General features: G+C 61.8%; 17 protein-coding genes and 1 pseudogene. 4 read left to right on the top strand and 14 right to left on the bottom strand.

What is annotated here, in order from left to right:
- Nucleotides 1–112: 112 nt before the first annotated feature.
- The 8 genes and pseudogenes from S2M10_RS15550 to S2M10_RS15585 form a co-directional block, all read right to left on the bottom strand.
- Nucleotides 113–924, bottom strand: a pseudogene (locus S2M10_RS15550) (IS3 family transposase); the annotation flags it as partial.
- Nucleotides 925–1,244: 320 nt separating this feature from the next.
- Complete coding sequence (locus tag S2M10_RS15555) at nucleotides 1,245–2,258, bottom strand: IS110 family transposase (protein WP_168846904.1); 1,014 nt, start codon at nucleotides 2,256–2,258, stop codon at nucleotides 1,245–1,247.
- A 218-nt stretch (nucleotides 2,259–2,476) separates the two neighbouring features.
- Nucleotides 2,477–3,037, bottom strand: coding sequence for a hypothetical protein (locus tag S2M10_RS15560; RefSeq protein ID WP_246135305.1), 561 nt, complete (start codon nucleotides 3,035–3,037; stop codon nucleotides 2,477–2,479).
- Nucleotides 3,038–3,143: 106 nt separating this feature from the next.
- Nucleotides 3,144–4,109, bottom strand: a complete 966-nt coding sequence (locus S2M10_RS15565; RefSeq protein WP_168846905.1) for a magnesium and cobalt transport protein CorA — start codon at nucleotides 4,107–4,109, stop codon at nucleotides 3,144–3,146.
- Entirely contained in the window at nucleotides 4,106–4,810 is a 705-nt protein-coding gene (locus S2M10_RS15570) for a glutathione S-transferase N-terminal domain-containing protein (RefSeq protein ID WP_058193743.1), read from the bottom strand. Before S2M10_RS15570 ends, S2M10_RS15565 begins: the two co-directional genes overlap by 4 nt.
- A gap of 132 nt (nucleotides 4,811–4,942) precedes the next feature.
- Nucleotides 4,943–5,482 (bottom strand): peptide-methionine (S)-S-oxide reductase MsrA, encoded by a 540-nt coding sequence (gene msrA, locus S2M10_RS15575; protein WP_058193745.1) that lies wholly within the window; start codon nucleotides 5,480–5,482, stop codon nucleotides 4,943–4,945.
- A gap of 1 nt (nucleotide 5,483) precedes the next feature.
- A complete protein-coding gene (gene msrB / locus S2M10_RS15580; protein WP_058193748.1) occupies nucleotides 5,484–5,927 on the bottom strand; it encodes a peptide-methionine (R)-S-oxide reductase MsrB in 444 nt (147 codons plus the stop codon).
- 149 nt (nucleotides 5,928–6,076) lie between these two features.
- A complete protein-coding gene (locus S2M10_RS15585) occupies nucleotides 6,077–6,952 on the bottom strand; it encodes a LysR family transcriptional regulator (RefSeq protein ID WP_170233918.1) in 876 nt (291 codons plus the stop codon).
- 233 nt (nucleotides 6,953–7,185) lie between these two features.
- On the opposite strand from S2M10_RS15585, the gene S2M10_RS15590 reads away from it, so the two are divergent.
- The 3 genes from S2M10_RS15590 to S2M10_RS15600 all read left to right on the top strand — a co-directional run bounded on the left by S2M10_RS15590 (nucleotide 7,186) and on the right by S2M10_RS15600 (nucleotide 9,788).
- Complete coding sequence (locus S2M10_RS15590; RefSeq protein WP_058193757.1) at nucleotides 7,186–8,415, top strand: bifunctional alpha/beta hydrolase/OsmC family protein; 1,230 nt, start codon at nucleotides 7,186–7,188, stop codon at nucleotides 8,413–8,415.
- A 44-nt stretch (nucleotides 8,416–8,459) separates the two neighbouring features.
- Nucleotides 8,460–8,963: a peptide-methionine (S)-S-oxide reductase MsrA gene (gene msrA, locus S2M10_RS15595; protein WP_058193752.1), complete on the top strand. Its 504-nt coding sequence runs from the start codon at nucleotides 8,460–8,462 to the stop codon at nucleotides 8,961–8,963.
- Between the two features lie 66 nt (nucleotides 8,964–9,029).
- The gene (locus tag S2M10_RS15600; protein ID WP_069311316.1) at nucleotides 9,030–9,788 is read left to right on the top strand and encodes a ZIP family zinc transporter; all 759 of its coding nucleotides are present in this window, start codon (nucleotides 9,030–9,032) and stop codon (nucleotides 9,786–9,788) included.
- 22 nt (nucleotides 9,789–9,810) lie between these two features.
- Here S2M10_RS15600 and S2M10_RS15605 read toward each other — a convergent pair whose 3' ends face one another.
- The 5 genes from S2M10_RS15605 to S2M10_RS15625 all read right to left on the bottom strand — a co-directional run bounded on the left by S2M10_RS15605 (nucleotide 9,811) and on the right by S2M10_RS15625 (nucleotide 13,730).
- Complete coding sequence (locus S2M10_RS15605; RefSeq protein WP_210408504.1) at nucleotides 9,811–10,305, bottom strand: MarR family transcriptional regulator; 495 nt, start codon at nucleotides 10,303–10,305, stop codon at nucleotides 9,811–9,813.
- Nucleotides 10,306–10,615: 310 nt separating this feature from the next.
- Nucleotides 10,616–11,344 (bottom strand): IS21-like element helper ATPase IstB, encoded by a 729-nt coding sequence (gene istB / locus S2M10_RS15610; RefSeq protein ID WP_100962519.1) that lies wholly within the window; start codon nucleotides 11,342–11,344, stop codon nucleotides 10,616–10,618.
- Nucleotides 11,331–12,845 carry an IS21 family transposase gene (gene istA, locus S2M10_RS15615; RefSeq protein WP_100962518.1) on the bottom strand — a complete coding sequence of 505 codons (1,515 nt, stop codon included), beginning with the start codon at nucleotides 12,843–12,845 and terminating at the stop codon, nucleotides 11,331–11,333. Before istA ends, istB begins: the two co-directional genes overlap by 14 nt.
- Nucleotides 12,846–12,920: 75 nt before the next feature.
- Nucleotides 12,921–13,115: a hypothetical protein gene (locus S2M10_RS15620; protein ID WP_100962517.1), complete on the bottom strand. Its 195-nt coding sequence runs from the start codon at nucleotides 13,113–13,115 to the stop codon at nucleotides 12,921–12,923.
- Between the two features lie 69 nt (nucleotides 13,116–13,184).
- Entirely contained in the window at nucleotides 13,185–13,730 is a 546-nt protein-coding gene (locus tag S2M10_RS15625; protein WP_058456592.1) for a carboxymuconolactone decarboxylase family protein, read from the bottom strand.
- 95 nt (nucleotides 13,731–13,825) lie between these two features.
- On the opposite strand from S2M10_RS15625, the gene S2M10_RS15630 reads away from it, so the two are divergent.
- On the top strand, nucleotides 13,826–14,638 hold the full coding sequence (locus tag S2M10_RS15630) for an AraC family transcriptional regulator (RefSeq protein ID WP_100962516.1): 813 nt from the start codon (nucleotides 13,826–13,828) through the stop codon (nucleotides 14,636–14,638).
- Between the two features lie 534 nt (nucleotides 14,639–15,172).
- Here the strand turns inward: S2M10_RS15630 and S2M10_RS15635 are convergent.
- The coding region (locus S2M10_RS15635) for an integrase core domain-containing protein (RefSeq protein WP_247650850.1) at nucleotides 15,173–15,645 on the bottom strand (473 nt) is incomplete at its 5' end.

Here is a 15,645-nt window from a genome sequence, read left to right on the forward strand (position 1 = left end):
AGCGATCCCGTTGACGGTGGAAGCCATCTGGCTCAGAATGCATGCCTCGCCGCTCAATGCCGGCGCATAGAGATCTGTTGACCAAATCTCGCTTTCCTTCGTGACCCAGGACGTTGTCGCTGACGATGGTGTCGGGCCGCCGGCCACGCTGGGCGATGATGAGGTCCAGCTCACGCGCCACCCGCCGGCCTGACAGCGAGGTATCGGCCACCAGGGCCAGGCACTCGCGCGTGCAGTTGTCGATCACCGTCAGGATCCGGAACCGGCGGCCGTCGGTCATCTGGTCGGACACGAAGTCCAGGCTCCAGCGCTGGTTGGGCGTCAGCGGGACCTCCAAGGGCCGCCGCGTGCCGACCGCCCGTTTGCGTCCGCCGCGCCGGCGCACGGTCAGCTTCTCCTCGCGATAAAGCCGCTGAACCCGCTTCTTGTTGACCGCGTGCCCCTCGCGCCGCAGCAGCACGTGCAGCCGGCGATAGCCGAACCGGCGCCGCTCTTGGGCCAGGGCTTTCAGCCGCTCGCGCAGGACACCGTCGTCGGGCCGCGTGGCCTCGTAGCGCACGCTGCTGCGATCCACGCCCAGAACCCGGCACGCCCGCCGCTCGCTCATCTCGTAGGCCGACCGCAGATAGGCTGCAGCCTCCCGATGCGCGGCGGGCGTCACCATTTTTTTCCCAGCAGATCCTTCAGCGCGACATTGTCGAGCATCGCGTCGGCCAGCATGCGCTTGAGCTTGGCGTTCTCGTCTTCCAGCGCCTTCAGCCGCCGCGCCTCCGACACGTCCAGCCCGCCGTACTTGGCCTTCCACTTGTAGAAGGTCGGCGAGCTGAGCCCGTGCTTGCGGCACAGGTCGGCCACCGGCACGCCCGCCTCCTGCTCGCGCAGGATCCCGATGATCTGTTCTTCCGTGAACCGTGATCGCTTCATTCGTCCGTCCCTTTCCTGGGGCGGACTCTAATTATTTCTGGAGGAGTTTCAGGGGGTCATGTGTGGACGACCTCCAAGACGCAAGAGTGAAAACGACGTTGGCGCTCGGTCGAGTGCAGTCATGTGTTCGGCCTGTTGATGCAGCTGTGAGCGCTGCTGGCCTTGATGAAGTCCGCGGACCGGCTCCCTAATCACGTCAACGCGCTCGAAGCGCTCTGACCCCCTGGGTTTCACCCGTCCCCGGCTGCGGCCGGTTCGTCATCACGTCTCACCACTCTTTCGTCTACGGCGTCGGTCCTTATTGGGAGCCGGGCCGATCTCTATGCTGCTATGGGCCTGTAATCCTCCTGTCGCGCCATCAGGGTCCATGCGATACGAGCCGTCTTGTTGGCCAAGGCCACGGCGGCGACTTTGGGCTTCTTGCGCTCAAGCAGACTACCGACCCAGCCCGCCCGTCCTCGCTGACGGGCCATTCGCAGGACGGCCGTCGCCCCGACGACCAGCAGGCGTCGGAGATAGCTGTCGCCCATCTTGCTGATGCCGCCCTGACGTTCCTTGCCACCACTGCTGTTGGCGCGCGGCGTGAGCCCCAGCCAGGCCGCGAACTGTCTTCCCGAGCGGAAGAGCTTCGGATCCGGCGCGCTTGCGGCCATGGCGCTGGCGGTGATTGGCCCGATGCCTGGGATGGTCGCCAACCGCCGGCTCGTCTCATCCTGTCGATGCCACTCGAGAATCCGACGTTCCAGTCGACCTATCTCTACACCAAGTTGTTCGAGCTGTTCCGCCAGACCTCCCAGCGCGGCACGCGCCAGATCTGGCAGGTCCTGATCCTCTTCCTGCAAAGCCTTCAGCGCCGCCTGCACCCCAGCTGGGCCTTGAGGCGCGGTTATGCCGTACTCCCCAAGGTGACCGCGCAGCGCATTGATCAGCATCGTTCTCTGGCGAACGAGCAGGTCCCTCGTCTTGTGCAGCATCAAGACTGCCTGCTGCGCCTTCGACTTCACGGCCACAAACCGCATGGTCGGCCGGGTGACGGCCTCCGCGATCGCCTCGGCATCTGCGGCGTCGGTCTTGCCGCGCTTCACATAGGCCTTCACGTATGCTGGCGGCATGAGCCGCACCTCATGGCCGATCGCCATCAACTCCCGCGCCCAGTGATGGGCAGAGGCGCAGGCTTCGATCCCGACCAAGCATGGCCCTATCGACTGGAAGAAGCCCCGCACCTGACCTCGTCGCAATTGCCGCCTCACGACGACCGTGCCGTCTGCGGCGACACCGTGAACCTGGAAAACAGTCTTCGCCAGATCGAACCCGACGACAGCGATGGTCTGCATAGTAATGCTCCTAGACGTGACGTCCCTGATGACGACACCACAAGAACAACTGGTCAGGTGGAGGTCGTCCACACCATCACGTCAGTCTCAAGCGACAGCATGGTCTCCCGAATGTGGTCTTTGTTCCAGTCCATCTTGTCCTCGTTACTTCGTGATTTGGAGCCGACGCACATCCTGGGCGATTGCTCGAGAAGCGGTCTCCGCGAACAGCGAACGAGTCATTCGTCGCTAATGACGTCTTCGCCCTGGTAGGGAATTCTGATTAGCCGAGGGTCCCGAATGATGCTCGTGACGAGCCAAACGTAGGACTGTTCTGCAGTATCGAAGCCGAGGATGCTGAATGCGCCCCCGAACGGACACGCTGGAAAGTCCGGAAAGCCCTCTCTCAACACGTAGCGCTCCGGATCGCGATCGAACTCGCTTTTATAGACCTTGCGCAGCCCATGCTTGCTCGGGACGTCCTCGTCGCCAGCCGGGGCTGTCTCGCGGTGCTCGATAAGCCGTTCAGACAGGTCGCGGTGACATATCTCGTCAAATACGTCGAACGCATCGATCAGCAGGCCTTTGTGCTCGGTCGCCGGATCGGTGATGGCGTAAATGTTGGACGCGTCTTCGGCCCCGTCCCCGCTTTCGAGACGCAATGCTGCGTCGACGCGAATGCTGCATGGATCGAGCGTTGATCCGAGTTCGAGATCGACGAGAGCGCCGTCCTTCACGCGATATTCTCGGTCATAGCCTTTCGCCACGAAGGACTGCACGGCATCCAGAACGTCAGTCACTTGGGTCGGCATAAACGCACCTCGAATTCGCATTGGAAGGATCGCGCCAGGGCGGAGAGCACGCAATGGCGCATCGACCAATCAGCGCGCGAAGCGTGGGCTTCCGTCATAGCCATTTTGCTCGCTTGAAGCGCACGAACAGGAACAGGCAGAACGTCAACATCAGTCCGAGCACGACGAAGTAGCCGTAGGCTGTATCCAGCTCAGGCATGTTCCTGAAGTTCATCCCGTATATCCCCGCTATGGCCGTCGGGACCGCAAGGATGGCCGCCCAGGCCGCGAGTTGGCGCGTGATGACACCTGTTCTCTGCGCTTCCAGCAGGCTGCTGAATTCGAAAACAGTGGACAACACCTGGAGGAGGCCGTCGACCATGGACTGAACGCGATCGACATGGTCCGCGACGTCGTTGAAGTAGGGGCGAACTTCAGCGCTGATGCATGGAAAGTGTCCGCGCACGAGCTTGCGCACCAGCTCCGCCATAGCGCCGAGCGTACGCTGAAAGCGCGTTAGCTCGCATCGTAAGCCGAAGATGCGGGCGACTTCCTCTCGCCCGAGGAAATCGTCGAGCGACCGCCTCTCCATCTCGAGAACGTCATCTTCGATCATTTCGAAGATGGGAAGATACTGATCTACGATCCGGTGCAGGATCGCGTGAAGGACGTAATCGACGCCCTTTCCGAACTGGGCGGGCGAGCCCTCCAGTTGCTCTCGAAGATTGCCCAATGCCCCGGCGTTGCCGTGGCGCACGGTGATGAGGTGGTTATGGCCAGTGAACATCGTTTTGCCGTAGCGTATGCGATCTCCAACCAGCTCGGCCGTCTGGGCGACGACGTAAAGCTCGCCATTGTAAACTTCGAGCTTCGGCGGGCACATCGGGTGCATCGCGTTGTCGATCGCCAATGGATGCAGATTGTAGGTCGCCTGAAGCGTCTTCAGTTCGCCTATTGACGGCTCGCTGAGCCCAATCCAGCAGAAGCCCGAACGGCTCTTGTCGAGCTCGACGCGCTCGTCGATCGCGACTTCGCGGATCCGCCGACCCTCGTTGTAGTAATACGCGGCGATGACGCTCATGCCGGCCTCGCCGGGATGAGCAGGCCCCGCTGCACAGCTGGCCGAGCAAGGCCGCGGTCTAGCCACGCTCGGACGTTCCGGTGATCGTCAAGGCGCAGCAGGTCGCCGGCGTCATAGCTGCCGACCAGGGCATTGACCCAGCCGAGCGTCGCAATGTCGGCGACGGAGTAGTCCTCGACGATCCAGTTGCGCCCTTCGAGCTGGCGATCCAACACCCCCAGGAGGCGCTTGGACTCGTCGGCGAACCGCTGCTGAGGCCGCTTGTCCTCATAGTCCTTGCCGCCCCAACGCAGGAAGAAACCCAGTTGACCGAACATCGGGCCGATCGCCGACATTTGGAAAAATACCCAACTGAGCGCTTCGTAACGCCTGGCTGCCGCCGCTGGGATCAGTTGGCCGGTCTTCTCGGCAAGATAGACGAGGATCGCACCGGATTCCCAAAGACCGAGCGGCTCACCGTCCGGACCGGATGGGTCAATGATCGCGGGTATGCGGCCGTTGGGATTTAGAGACACGAAAGCCGGGTCTTTGGTCTCATTCCGGCTGATGTCGATGAAGTGCGGCTCGTATGGGAGGCCGGTCTCCTCCAGCATGATGGAGACCTTGACGCCGTTTGGCGTCGGAGCCGCATAGAGCTGCAACAGATCAGTGTTGGAGGCGGGCCAGCGCTGAGTGATCGGAAACGATGAAAGGTCTGGCATGCTGGGCGATCCCACAACGTGATTTCAGCGAAGAAGCGTGACCGCCTGATTGGCTGGCTCGGGGACCGCATCGCTGGTCGATGCGGTCCCGATGCTTACGATCCAGGGGCTTAGCCGCGCTGGCCGTTGCAGCTATTCCGCTGCCTCTCCGGCGGTGCGCTGAGTGTCGCCAGCGTCATTACGTTTGGGGAGCACCCAGTTTGCGCGAGGGAAATGGCAGGTGTAGCCACCCGGCCGCTTCTCCAGATAATCCTGGTGCTCTGGCTCTGCTTCCCAGAAATCCCCAACGGGTTCGACTTCGGTGACCACCTTGCCGTCCCACAGTCCGGATGCGTCAACATCAGCGATCGTGTCTTCTGCGACGCGCTTTTGTTCGTCGTCGACGTAGTAGATGCCCGACCGGTATGAGAGTCCGCGGTCATTGCCCTGACGGTTCTTCGTGGTCGGATCGTGGATCTGGAAAAAATACTCCAGGATGTTGCGATAGTTCGTCACCTCGGGGTCGAAGATGATTTCGATCCCTTCGGCATGCGTGCCATGATTGCGATAGGTGGCGTTTGGCACGTCGCCACCGGTGTAACCCACGCGGGTCGAGACGATTCCGGGCTGCTTGCGGATCAGATCCTGCATACCCCAGAAGCACCCGCCTGCGAGAACAGCGCGCTGCTGCATGTTAGGCCTCCTCTACTTGATCGAGATATTCACCGTAGCCCGCGGCTTCCATCTCATCGCGTGGGATGAAGCGAAGCGCTGCTGAGTTGATGCAGTAGCGCAGGCCGCCGCGGTCGGACGGACCATCCGGAAACACGTGACCGAGATGGCTGTCGCCGTGTACTGAGCGAACTTCAGTCCGTACCATCCCATGCGAGCTGTCTCGAACCTCGTTGACGTGCGCCGGGACGATCGGCTTGGTGAAACTCGGCCAGCCGGTGCCCGACTCGAACTTGTCCGTCGACGCGAACAACGGCTCACCGGATACGACGTCGACGTAGATGCCCGCCTCCTTGTTATCGTTGTACTCGCCGGTGAAGGGCCGCTCGGTGCCGTCCTGCTGGGTGACCCGGCGCTGTTCCGGCGTCAGGCGCTCAATTGCTTCCTTTGATTTCTCAAACTTCATGATGGTCTCCAATACTTAGTTAGAGGTCCAGGCACACTACGTTCAGTTTATCTTTGCGGTGGTCGCCTCAACTATCGCAGCGGCTCCAGTTTTTATCCAATACGTCGTGTGTATAGTTTTGATACCGCCCGTGCACTTTGCTTGCGAGGTCAACTCCACTCGTAACGCGCTGCGAGTTGTGCAATTTTCCGTATCTCGACCGGCGCCGTGGACCCTGAAACGGTCGCGATCACCACCTCACGTTCCAGGGCGAAACCCTCAATCGGTCTGGTTACCAAGCCAGGCGCGGCAGCCGATCGTTCAGGCAGAATGCAAATCCCCCGCCCTTCAGCGACGACACGCTGGACCCAATCATCTCGATCTGAGCGAAAACGAGGGCGGACGAGCACCTCCCGCCGAGCGAAGTGATCGAGGATCTGATCGCGGAACTCGCATTTCAGCCGATCCACGAACGGGAAGGCCAGGAGGTCTTCGCCGCGAACGGTGTCGGTCTCCGCTAAAGGGTGATTGACGGAGCAGCCCAGCACGAACCGTTCCTTGAACAGGGGCCGGACATCGAGCTTGCGGTCCGGTCTCGATTCGCGGGGTAGGATGCAAGCATGGTACTTACCTGAGAGCACCTCCGACGTGTCTTCGCTCGACTGTAGCGAATGCAGTTTGATCTCGATTGACGGAACCTCTTCCAAGGCGCTGTCGAAAAATGTCGTGAAAGCCTTTGGGCCGACCGTCGGAGCGACCGCGACATCGAGAACGCGGTGTCGTCCCATGGCCCAGTTTTCCGAGTGATGCCTTACGCTTTTCATCGCGACCAGCATGCGGCGGAACTCGAGTTCGACATCCTGACCGAGGCCGGTGAGCCTGCTGTTCTTCCCGTCACGATAAATCAGCGGTCCACCAAGTTCTTCCTCCAGGCGGCGGATCGCGCGGGTCAGGCTTGGTTGGGAGACACCACTAAGACGAGCAGCTGCCGTGAAATTCAGCGTCTCGGCCAAGTTGATGAAATAGCTGACCTGATTGAGTTCCATAGCCCTTCGGCCCGTGCGCCTGACAGATGCTACCGCTGACTGAACGTCCCCCGCGGACGCCCTACAGAAGTATGCGCGACGCATATAATCATGACCGAGGGGCTTGTCTATATGCGCCACGCATATAAAAGAGATGTCCTGCGGTGCTGGGTTTGGTCGCGAATATGTCGATCGGTTCGGCCGAGTTTGCGCGCTGGCACGCTCGCACCGCGGCGTGTGGGAGGCTCGAAGACATGGCAGGCACTGCGTTCACGTTTCTCAACGCGGCAGGTTCACGGATTTCCGGGCGGCTAGAACCCCCGGAGGGAACACCTCGCGGCTGGGCGATTTTCGCCCATTGCTTCACCTGCGGAAAAGACAACCGTGCCGCAGTTCACATATCGCGCGCGTTGTCGCGCGCGGGCATCGGCGTCTTGAGATTTGACTTTGCCGGCGCTGGGATCGGCGAGCCGACCGCCGATGCTTTGAACTTCGCCTCGGACGTTCAGGATATCAGGTCAGGCGCAAAGGCGATGAAGGCCGCCGGTAAGACCCCCTCTCTTCTTATCGGGCATAGTCTTGGCGGCCTTGCAGCAATCGTAGCCGCGTCAGAGCTACCAGATGTCGCTGCGGTGGCAACGATCGGTGCGCCGGCGGACCTGCACCATATCCTGAGCATCTTTAAGCAAGATGACCTCGACGCCATCAGGGAAGACGGGGAAGCCTCGGTCGAAATCGCCGGTCGATCATTCGTGATCAGTCGTAGCTTCATCGAGTCTTTGCAAGCAATCGATGTGGAGACGGCCATCAACTCACTACGACGTCCGGTGCTGGTTATGCACTCCCCGGTCGATCAGGTGGTTGGGATCAACCATGCGTCGCGCATCTTCGTCTCCTCGCGCCACCCAAAGAGCTTCATATCGCTTGATACGGCGGATCACCTCCTCAGCGATGCAGGCGACGCGAACTACGCTGCCGCTATGGTCGCTGCCTGGGCCAACCGCTTTCTTCCGCCACTCGTGGACGACCTCCCGCAAGTTGAAGCGGCGAAGGGCGTGAGCGCCACGGAGACGCTAGCCGGAAAGTTCCAGCTTACGGTGCGCAGCGGCGAGCACACTTTGTTTGCGGACGAGCCGCCGTCGGTCGGCGGACTTGGCAGCGGATTGTCCCCTTATGAATTGGTGTCAGCCGGTCTAGCGGCCTGCACCGTCATGACGATGCGACTTTACGCGAACCGCAAGGGATTTCCGCTTGAGCGCGCGAGCACGACCGTCGAGCACATGAAAGTGGCAGATATGATGCCCCCCGATCGCTTCAAACGGACGGTCGTTCTGGAGGGGCCGTTGAGTGATGAGCAGCGTGCGCGGATACTTGAGATTGCTGATCGCTGTCCGGTGGACTTGACGCTCCTCCGAGGGTCGGATGTGCAAACCGAGTTGATAGACGGATTAGCATTCATCACGCCCACGAAGGTGGAGCCGTAATCGTGACTTCCGCAAAAAGTCACGGTCAATCAGTTAGCGAAACCATGCGTCGAGAACGCGCAATCCTTGCTGGTGGGTGTTTCTGGGGCTTGGAGGATTTGTTTCGGCGAGCCAGGGGGGTCGTAGGCACGCGCGTTGGCTACATAGGCGGAGAGATGCCTGACCCTACATATGCTCGTCATCATGGCCATGCGGAAGCGGTTGAGATCACATTTGATCCGGCGGTGACGAGCTATCGCAAGATCCTGGAATATTTCTTCCAGATCCACGACCCGACAACTTACGAGCAGCAAGGTAGCGACGTCGGTCCAAGCTATCGTTCGGCGATCTTTTACACGTCGCAGGCCCAAATGGACGTGGCCTTAAAAACGATCGCCGAGATCGAAGCGTCAGGCCGCTGGCCTGGCCCGGTGGTATCCGAAATCAACCCGGAGGAGCCGTTCTGGGAGGCGGAAGCTGAGCACCAACTCTATCTCGCCCGGAATCCCCAGGGTTATAGCTGCCATTTCGAGCGAGCGAATTGGCGCTTGGACAGGTCAGATCGATGAGTTCCAAACTGGCGCGGCTTTGTCTCATGTTCGGCTTCGCGTCTCGCGATGCGAAGCGAGGTCGTGATGCCTGAGTACGTGATCGCGGGCCTGTGGGGATTGCTGTCAGGCAGTGGGCTGCTTGTCGGCGCGATCGTCGCGGATGCCCTCTTTGGCAAGCTCACTCACCGCATGATTTCAGCCGTCATGGGCTTTGGCGGCGGTGTTCTGATAGCAGTTGTAGCCACCGAGCTCATTGGAGAACGGGTCTCGGACGATCTCGGGCCCACAGCGGTCATCGCGCTGCTTGCCGGCGCTGCGATCTTCAGCGGAGCCAATTTCTACCTGTCTCGGCGTGGCGCGAAGAATCGCAAGCGATGCGGTGAATGCACCGAGCAGCCGCGTGAGGGCGAGCAGCACGGGAGCGGCGCTGCGATCGCGCTCGGCAGCGTCCTTGACGGCATCCCGGAAGCGATGGTGATCGGGATGTCGGTCGCGAACGGCGGCGCGATCAGCGTTGCGGTGATCGCTGGATTCTTTCTCGCAAACGTGCCGCAGGGTCTGTCGAGTACATCGGGTATGAAAGTCGCCGGGCGATCTCGACGCTACATCTTCACGATCTGGATCGGCATCCCACTTCTCGTGGGCATTTCAGCAGCTTTGGGCAATCTGCTTTTTGGTTCGGCCGATACGCAAGCTCCCGCAATTCTTTCCTTCGCTGCGGGCGCGGTCATCGCGATGCTGGCTGAGGCAATGATTCCAGAAGCCTTCGAAAAGGCGCCTCCGTTCATCGGTTTCATAACCGTTGTGGGCTTCCTCGCAGCTTATTTGATCGCGCAGCACTGACGCCGCCACGTCAACAAGCTGGTTACGCGCCGTCGCTGCCTTCTCGATCCACGCCTCTTTCGTGCAGTTCGGCGTCGATTGGACAGTTGGTGCAGCCATCGTAGCAGCAGAGCCGACAAATCCGATATGAGTGCTCGAGGTTCTCCAAACGAGCGCGGAGGACGCGTTCGGCGATATCGCACAGGAGCTTCACTTCGGCAGGATCGAGGATCGAAAGACCCTCGGCGATGACTTCGTCCCGCGATGCGAGCACGCCGTCGCTCGCAACCTTCCCTGACTCAGTGAGATAGAGAGACCGCGTGCGTCCGTCTGTTGAATGACCCCGGCGTTCGATCAGCCCTTCGGCCGCTAGCCGGTCCACGAGACGAACCGTTCCTGCGTGTGACAGGCCCACGCCGACCGCGAGCATACGAATAGATAGCCCAGGCTTGTGCGCGAGCAGCGCCAATGCAGAGGCAGCAGGGCCAGCTTCCGGCGCCCGCGATGAACTAGCGCGAACGATGTCGTCGCTGATCATGAGTGCGAACGCCCCGAAAATGTTGCGATCTCGAGGTCCATCCATTGCCGCATCTATATGTGCGCGGAGCATAGACAGCAAGCCAAACTCTTACACGATTTGCGGTGTAAATAGGCGTCGAACCGGGACCCCATATCGGCGTGCAATAGGGACCCCCTTTGCGGGTTGGGGGGCGGTTGTCCCGGTAGTCCATAGGAGGGACCCACGGCCGGCGCCGCGCGCCCCCCTCAAGCGCTGGCGGTGCCGGCCGTGGGAGGTTCCTGTGGACCCACCGGGTCAACCGCCGGGTGGGGGGTCTGGGGGGAGGGTTTTAGCTCCGGTTTCTGAGCCGCCAGCTGTCGTTGCCAGTCTCGACGATGTCGCAGTGATGGGTGATGCGGTCGAGCAGCGCGGCCGTCATCTTGGGGTCGCCGAAGACGGTCGGCCATTCACCGAACGCCAGGTTCGTGGTGATGATCACCGAGGTGCGCTCGTAGAGCTTGCTGACGAGGTGGAACAGCAACTGGCCGCCCGAGCGGGCGAACGGCAGATAGCCGAGCTCATCGAGCACGACGAGGTCGAGGCGGGAGAGCTGGGCCGCAAGCGTACCGGCCTTGCCGAGGCGGCTCTCTTCCTCGAGCCGGTTCACCAGATCCACGGTGTTGAAGTAGCGGCCGCGGGCGCCGGCACGCACGACGCTGGCGGTGATTGCGATCGCCAGGTGAGTCTTCCCAGTCCCGGTGCCGCCGACCAGGACGATGTTGCGCTGGCCGGGCAGGAACGAGCCGGCATGTAGCGAGCGCACCAGTTGTTCGTCGATCAGCGTCCCCTCGAACACGAACGCATCGATGTCCTTCACCGCCGGCAGCCTGGCCGCGGTCATGCGATAGCGGATCGATGCCGCATGGCGATGGGCAGCCTCAGCGCGCAGCAGATCGGTCAGGATCTCCATGGCGGTGCGCTTGCGCTGGATGCCGGTGGTGACCGCCTCGTCGAAGGCGCCAGCCATGCCCTTGAGGCCCAGGCCGCTCATGGCGGCGATCATCTCATGCCGCTGCACGGGCGCCTCGCAGCAGGTCGTAGCGAGCACAGTCCGCGGCCGGCGGGCGGCTGAGCGCCAGCGCTTCGGACGTGGCGATGGTCGGTGGCCGGGGCGGCTCACGACGCCGTGCCAGGATATTGAGGATCACGTCATCGCTGGCAGCACCGGCGGCCAGCGCCTCGCGGATCGCGGCCTCGACCGCTTCGAGCCCGTCGGTCAGCACGGCAGAGAGCACGCGCACGAACCGGCGGTCGGCTTCATCGCCCGTCCCCAGCTTGCGCCTGAGCCGCGCCAGTGCCGGTGGCAGATCCCAGTCCTGGAACGGTGCCCCGTTCCTCAAGGCGCCCGGCTTCTTGGCCAGCACTGGCAGGTAATGCCAGGGATCAAGGATCATCCGATCCCGGCCGAAGAAGCGGGGATGCTCGGCGACCACCTCGTCGTCCAGGCGCACCACGATCCGGTCGGCGTAGGCGCGCACCTGCACCGCGCGTCGGGCCGCCTTGGCCATGACCGAGTAGCGGTTGCGGTCGAAGCTTATCAGGCAGGTGCCGGTCACCGCGTGCGGCGTCTCGTGGAAGCCATCGAACGGCGCCAGCATCACCTGGAGCGACGGGCGCTCGGCGTCCCATGCCTCGGCGATGGTCAGCTCGCGCTGATCGGGATGAGGATGCAGCGCTGCCCAGCGGCGGCACTCAGCCTCCAGCCACCCATTCAGCTCCTCCAGGCTCGCAAAGCGCAGCCGGGGCTGGAAGAACCGGCCCCGGATCGTCTGCACCTGGTGCTCGACCTGGCCCTTCTCCCAACCGGCCGCCGGCGAACAGGCGACGGGCTCGATCATGTAGTGGTCGGCCATGATCAGGAACCGGCGGTTGAAGACCCGCTCCTTGCCCGTGAACACCGTCGTCACCGCGGTCTTCATGTTGTCATAGATCCCCCGCGTCGGCACGCCGCCGAAGAAGGCGAACGCCCGCGCGTGGGCATCGAAGACCATCTCCTGCGTCTCGCGAGGATAGGCCCGCACGAACACCGCCCGCGATGCGCAAAGCCGCATATGCGCGACCTTCACGCGCATCGGCTTGCCAGCGATCTCCACATCCTCGTGGCTCCAGTCGAACTGGTATGCCTCGCCGGGCCGGAACATCAGCGGGATGAACGCCGCTGCGCCGTCGCCCGCATCCTTGCGCCGGTTATCCAGCCAGCGCTTCGCATAGCGCCTCACTGCATCGTAGGAGCCGTCGAACCCCTCGCGCAGCAGCAGGTCATGGATCCGCGTCATCCGCAGCCGCTCGCGCCGGGGCCGTGCCTCGTTCTCCGTCAGCAGAGTGTCTAGGCGCTCCTGGAACGGGCCGATCCGGGGAAGCGGCTGCACTGACCGCCGATAAGCAAAGCCCGCCTCCGGAGCGCGGATCGCCTTCCTCACCACCTTGCGCGACACCCGCAGGTCTCGCGCGATCGCCTTGATCGACTTACCATCGGCGTGCTCGCGCCGGATCCTTACCACCGTCTCCAAAATCAACATCCCGATCCCGCCGCTTGGCTACAACCAAGCCGACGCACCTAAACCATCGAGATGGGGGTCCCTTTTAGACGCCGATCACCCCCATAACGGGGTTCTTTTTGCACGCCGATCCACAAGCAGGCTGTAGGCAATCAAGCCCGCCCCACCGGCAACAGAGAGCCAAAGCTCAATACCCTGAAAGCCGAGCAGGAATGGCAGCGCAATAAGGGCGGCAGCGGCGACATAGTCAAGCACGCCATGCAGCGCAGGGGTAAGGAATTGCAGTTTCATGGCAAGGGTTCCCTATGGAAGTGATTGAGGAGCGGGCCGATGTCCTGCACCGGCCCGCACGCATTATGATCAGGCCGCAACCGCCACATCGACGACCGGGAAATCGATCTTGGTCTGGGCGACGTTGTTCATGAAGTTGGTCAGAACATTGTGCGCGACGTTACCGACGATTTCGACGATGCGGGCGTCGTCGAGGCCGGCAAGGCGGGCTGCTGACAGATCGCTGTCGCTCACCTGACCGCGTGTTTCAACGATGCGCAAGGCAAGCGTCGCGATCGCATCGTCGAGGGGATCTTGGCCCTTGCCCAGACGGGCGGCGCGGATAGCCTCTGGCGAAAGGCCGGCACCTTTCCCGAGCAGCGTGTGCGCCGACAGGCAATAGTGGCAGCTGTTGTACTGGGCGACGGCAAGCGCAACGATTTCGCGCTGTGCAGCGGTCAGCACACCACTTCCCAGTGCATCTGCGAAGGCGAGGTTGCCATTCAACACGGCAGGAGCATGAGCGAAGGTCGCAAAAAGGTTCGGGACCATGCCAATCTTCGCCTTAACAGCGCCGAGGGTGGCCTGGACGCCGGTGTCGGCAGTGGCGAGTTCTACGGGGTTGATGCGGGGCATTTGCGTTTCCTCTGTTGGTCAGTGCGGGCTTGCACAACGCCTCTATCGGCTGTTATCGGTGCAGATTGGTGCCAACTTCATTGCAGATCGTTCACATGGACATCTTTGCCGCTCTCTTTGCCCACACTGCCGTGAGCGCCCGGACATTCTTTACCGGCAACTTGTGTACGACCGCGCAATTTGCCGATTGCGGCTACCTCCACCTTCTCAAGAGCGGCGCGTTGACGCTGAGCCGATCTGGTGAGGCCGATCTCATTCTGAACGAACCAACGCTGCTCTTCTTCCCGCGCGGACAGGCGCATCGGTTCACTGGCGCTGCGGAAGGCGGGGCTGATCTGGTCTGCGCGAAGGTCGATCTGGGCGGCGATAATGGCAACCCGATTGGCGAAGGACTGCCCGACCTTGTCATCCTGCCGCTGGCCGAGAACCCGACGCTGGGGCCCGCCTGCGATCTTCTGCTTGTCGAAGGATTTGGCGACAATAATGGGCGTCAGGCCGCCATCGACCATTTGTTCGACTATCTCTTGATCCTGGTAGTGCGTCATGTTGTCGCCAGTGGCCTGGTGAATGATGGTGTGCTGGGCGGCCTTGCCGATCCGCGATTGGCCAAGGCGCTGACGGCGATGCACGAACAGCCAAGGCATTCGTGGACTCTTGATGATCTGGCAGAGGTGGCCGGCATGTCGCGCACCCGTTTTGCCACGCATTTTCGCGCCTGCGTTGGGCGGACGCCGATCGACTATCTGACCCGGTGGCGAATGACGATTGCGCGTGACCTTCTTGCCGCAGGCAAGCCGGTCAAGACCGTGGCCGACAGCGTCGGATATGATAGTGCCGCAGCCTTCTCACGGGTGTTCGCTCGCGTCACGGGAGAAGCACCGCGCCAAGTGAAGCAGAGATTAAGGTAACATGATCAGTTGGTAGACATGGATGCGGCAGTGAACGCGAGACCGCCTGGACATGGATCGCGCGGCGGCATGGCTGAATGCTGGGCTAGGATGCAAGCTGCGGTACCCAACACCAGCATTGCGCGCGCGTTCGATTGAGCGAGCACCTTCCGCCTTGGCCGATCAGTATCGCTGATAGGACCGCATGCCGGAAAGACGGATCGAACTAGGACATAAATGGGGATCATTGGATATGGCGCTCAGACGGGACGGAGGCGCGTTATGACCCCGAATGGTGCATCGCTGGGCTCGAAAACATTGCTGTGCGTCCCAATCAGGGCACATTGCACTGTGCGTTGACGCCGTGAACCTAGCCAACCGGCTTTGCCAAATCCAACTCAACAGCCGGTACCTGCTCCATCGTCGCCTTCCTGTCTGACTTATTCGCAGAAGATCCCGTAAAGTGGAGACCCCTCCACCACATTAAATGGGCCCTTTTCCGACCGCTTGTCACTTGCCCATTGGCGGTGACCTGCCCCCCGGAAGTTCCCTCGTTCATAACGAGAGTCCTTGGGGTTGATAGTGGTCGGTTTCGGGTTGGGCAAGCGCGCCGGGCGCGGAGCCCTCAGATTGCTCAAGCGCCCGGCGCGCTTCTGCTGGACTCCGATTGCCCAGTGAGGAATGCGGCCTGACGTTGTTGTAGTCGTAGCGCCACAGGGCCAGCTTTCGGCGGGCATCGGCCAGGCTGTCGAAGATCTCCTCGTTCAAGCATTCGTCGCGCAGGCTGCCATTGAAGGACTCGATGTAGCCGTTCTGCTGCGGCTTGCCGGGATCGATGTAATGCCATTCGACGCCGTTCTCGTTGGCCCACTTCAGGATCGCCTTGCTGGTGAACTCGGTTCCGTAGCACATTGGGAAGCGGCCCCTCGAAGGGGCGCACTGCCTTGATGAAGGCAAGGGCGCGTAGCGCCCGCAGGCTTCATCAAGGCGGTCATGATCGGCCCGCAGGTCTCTAAAGTGAAGTTGTC

The sequence above is a fragment of the Sphingomonas sp. S2M10 genome, assembly GCF_012650175.1.
GTDB lineage: Bacteria > Pseudomonadota > Alphaproteobacteria > Sphingomonadales > Sphingomonadaceae > Sphingomonas.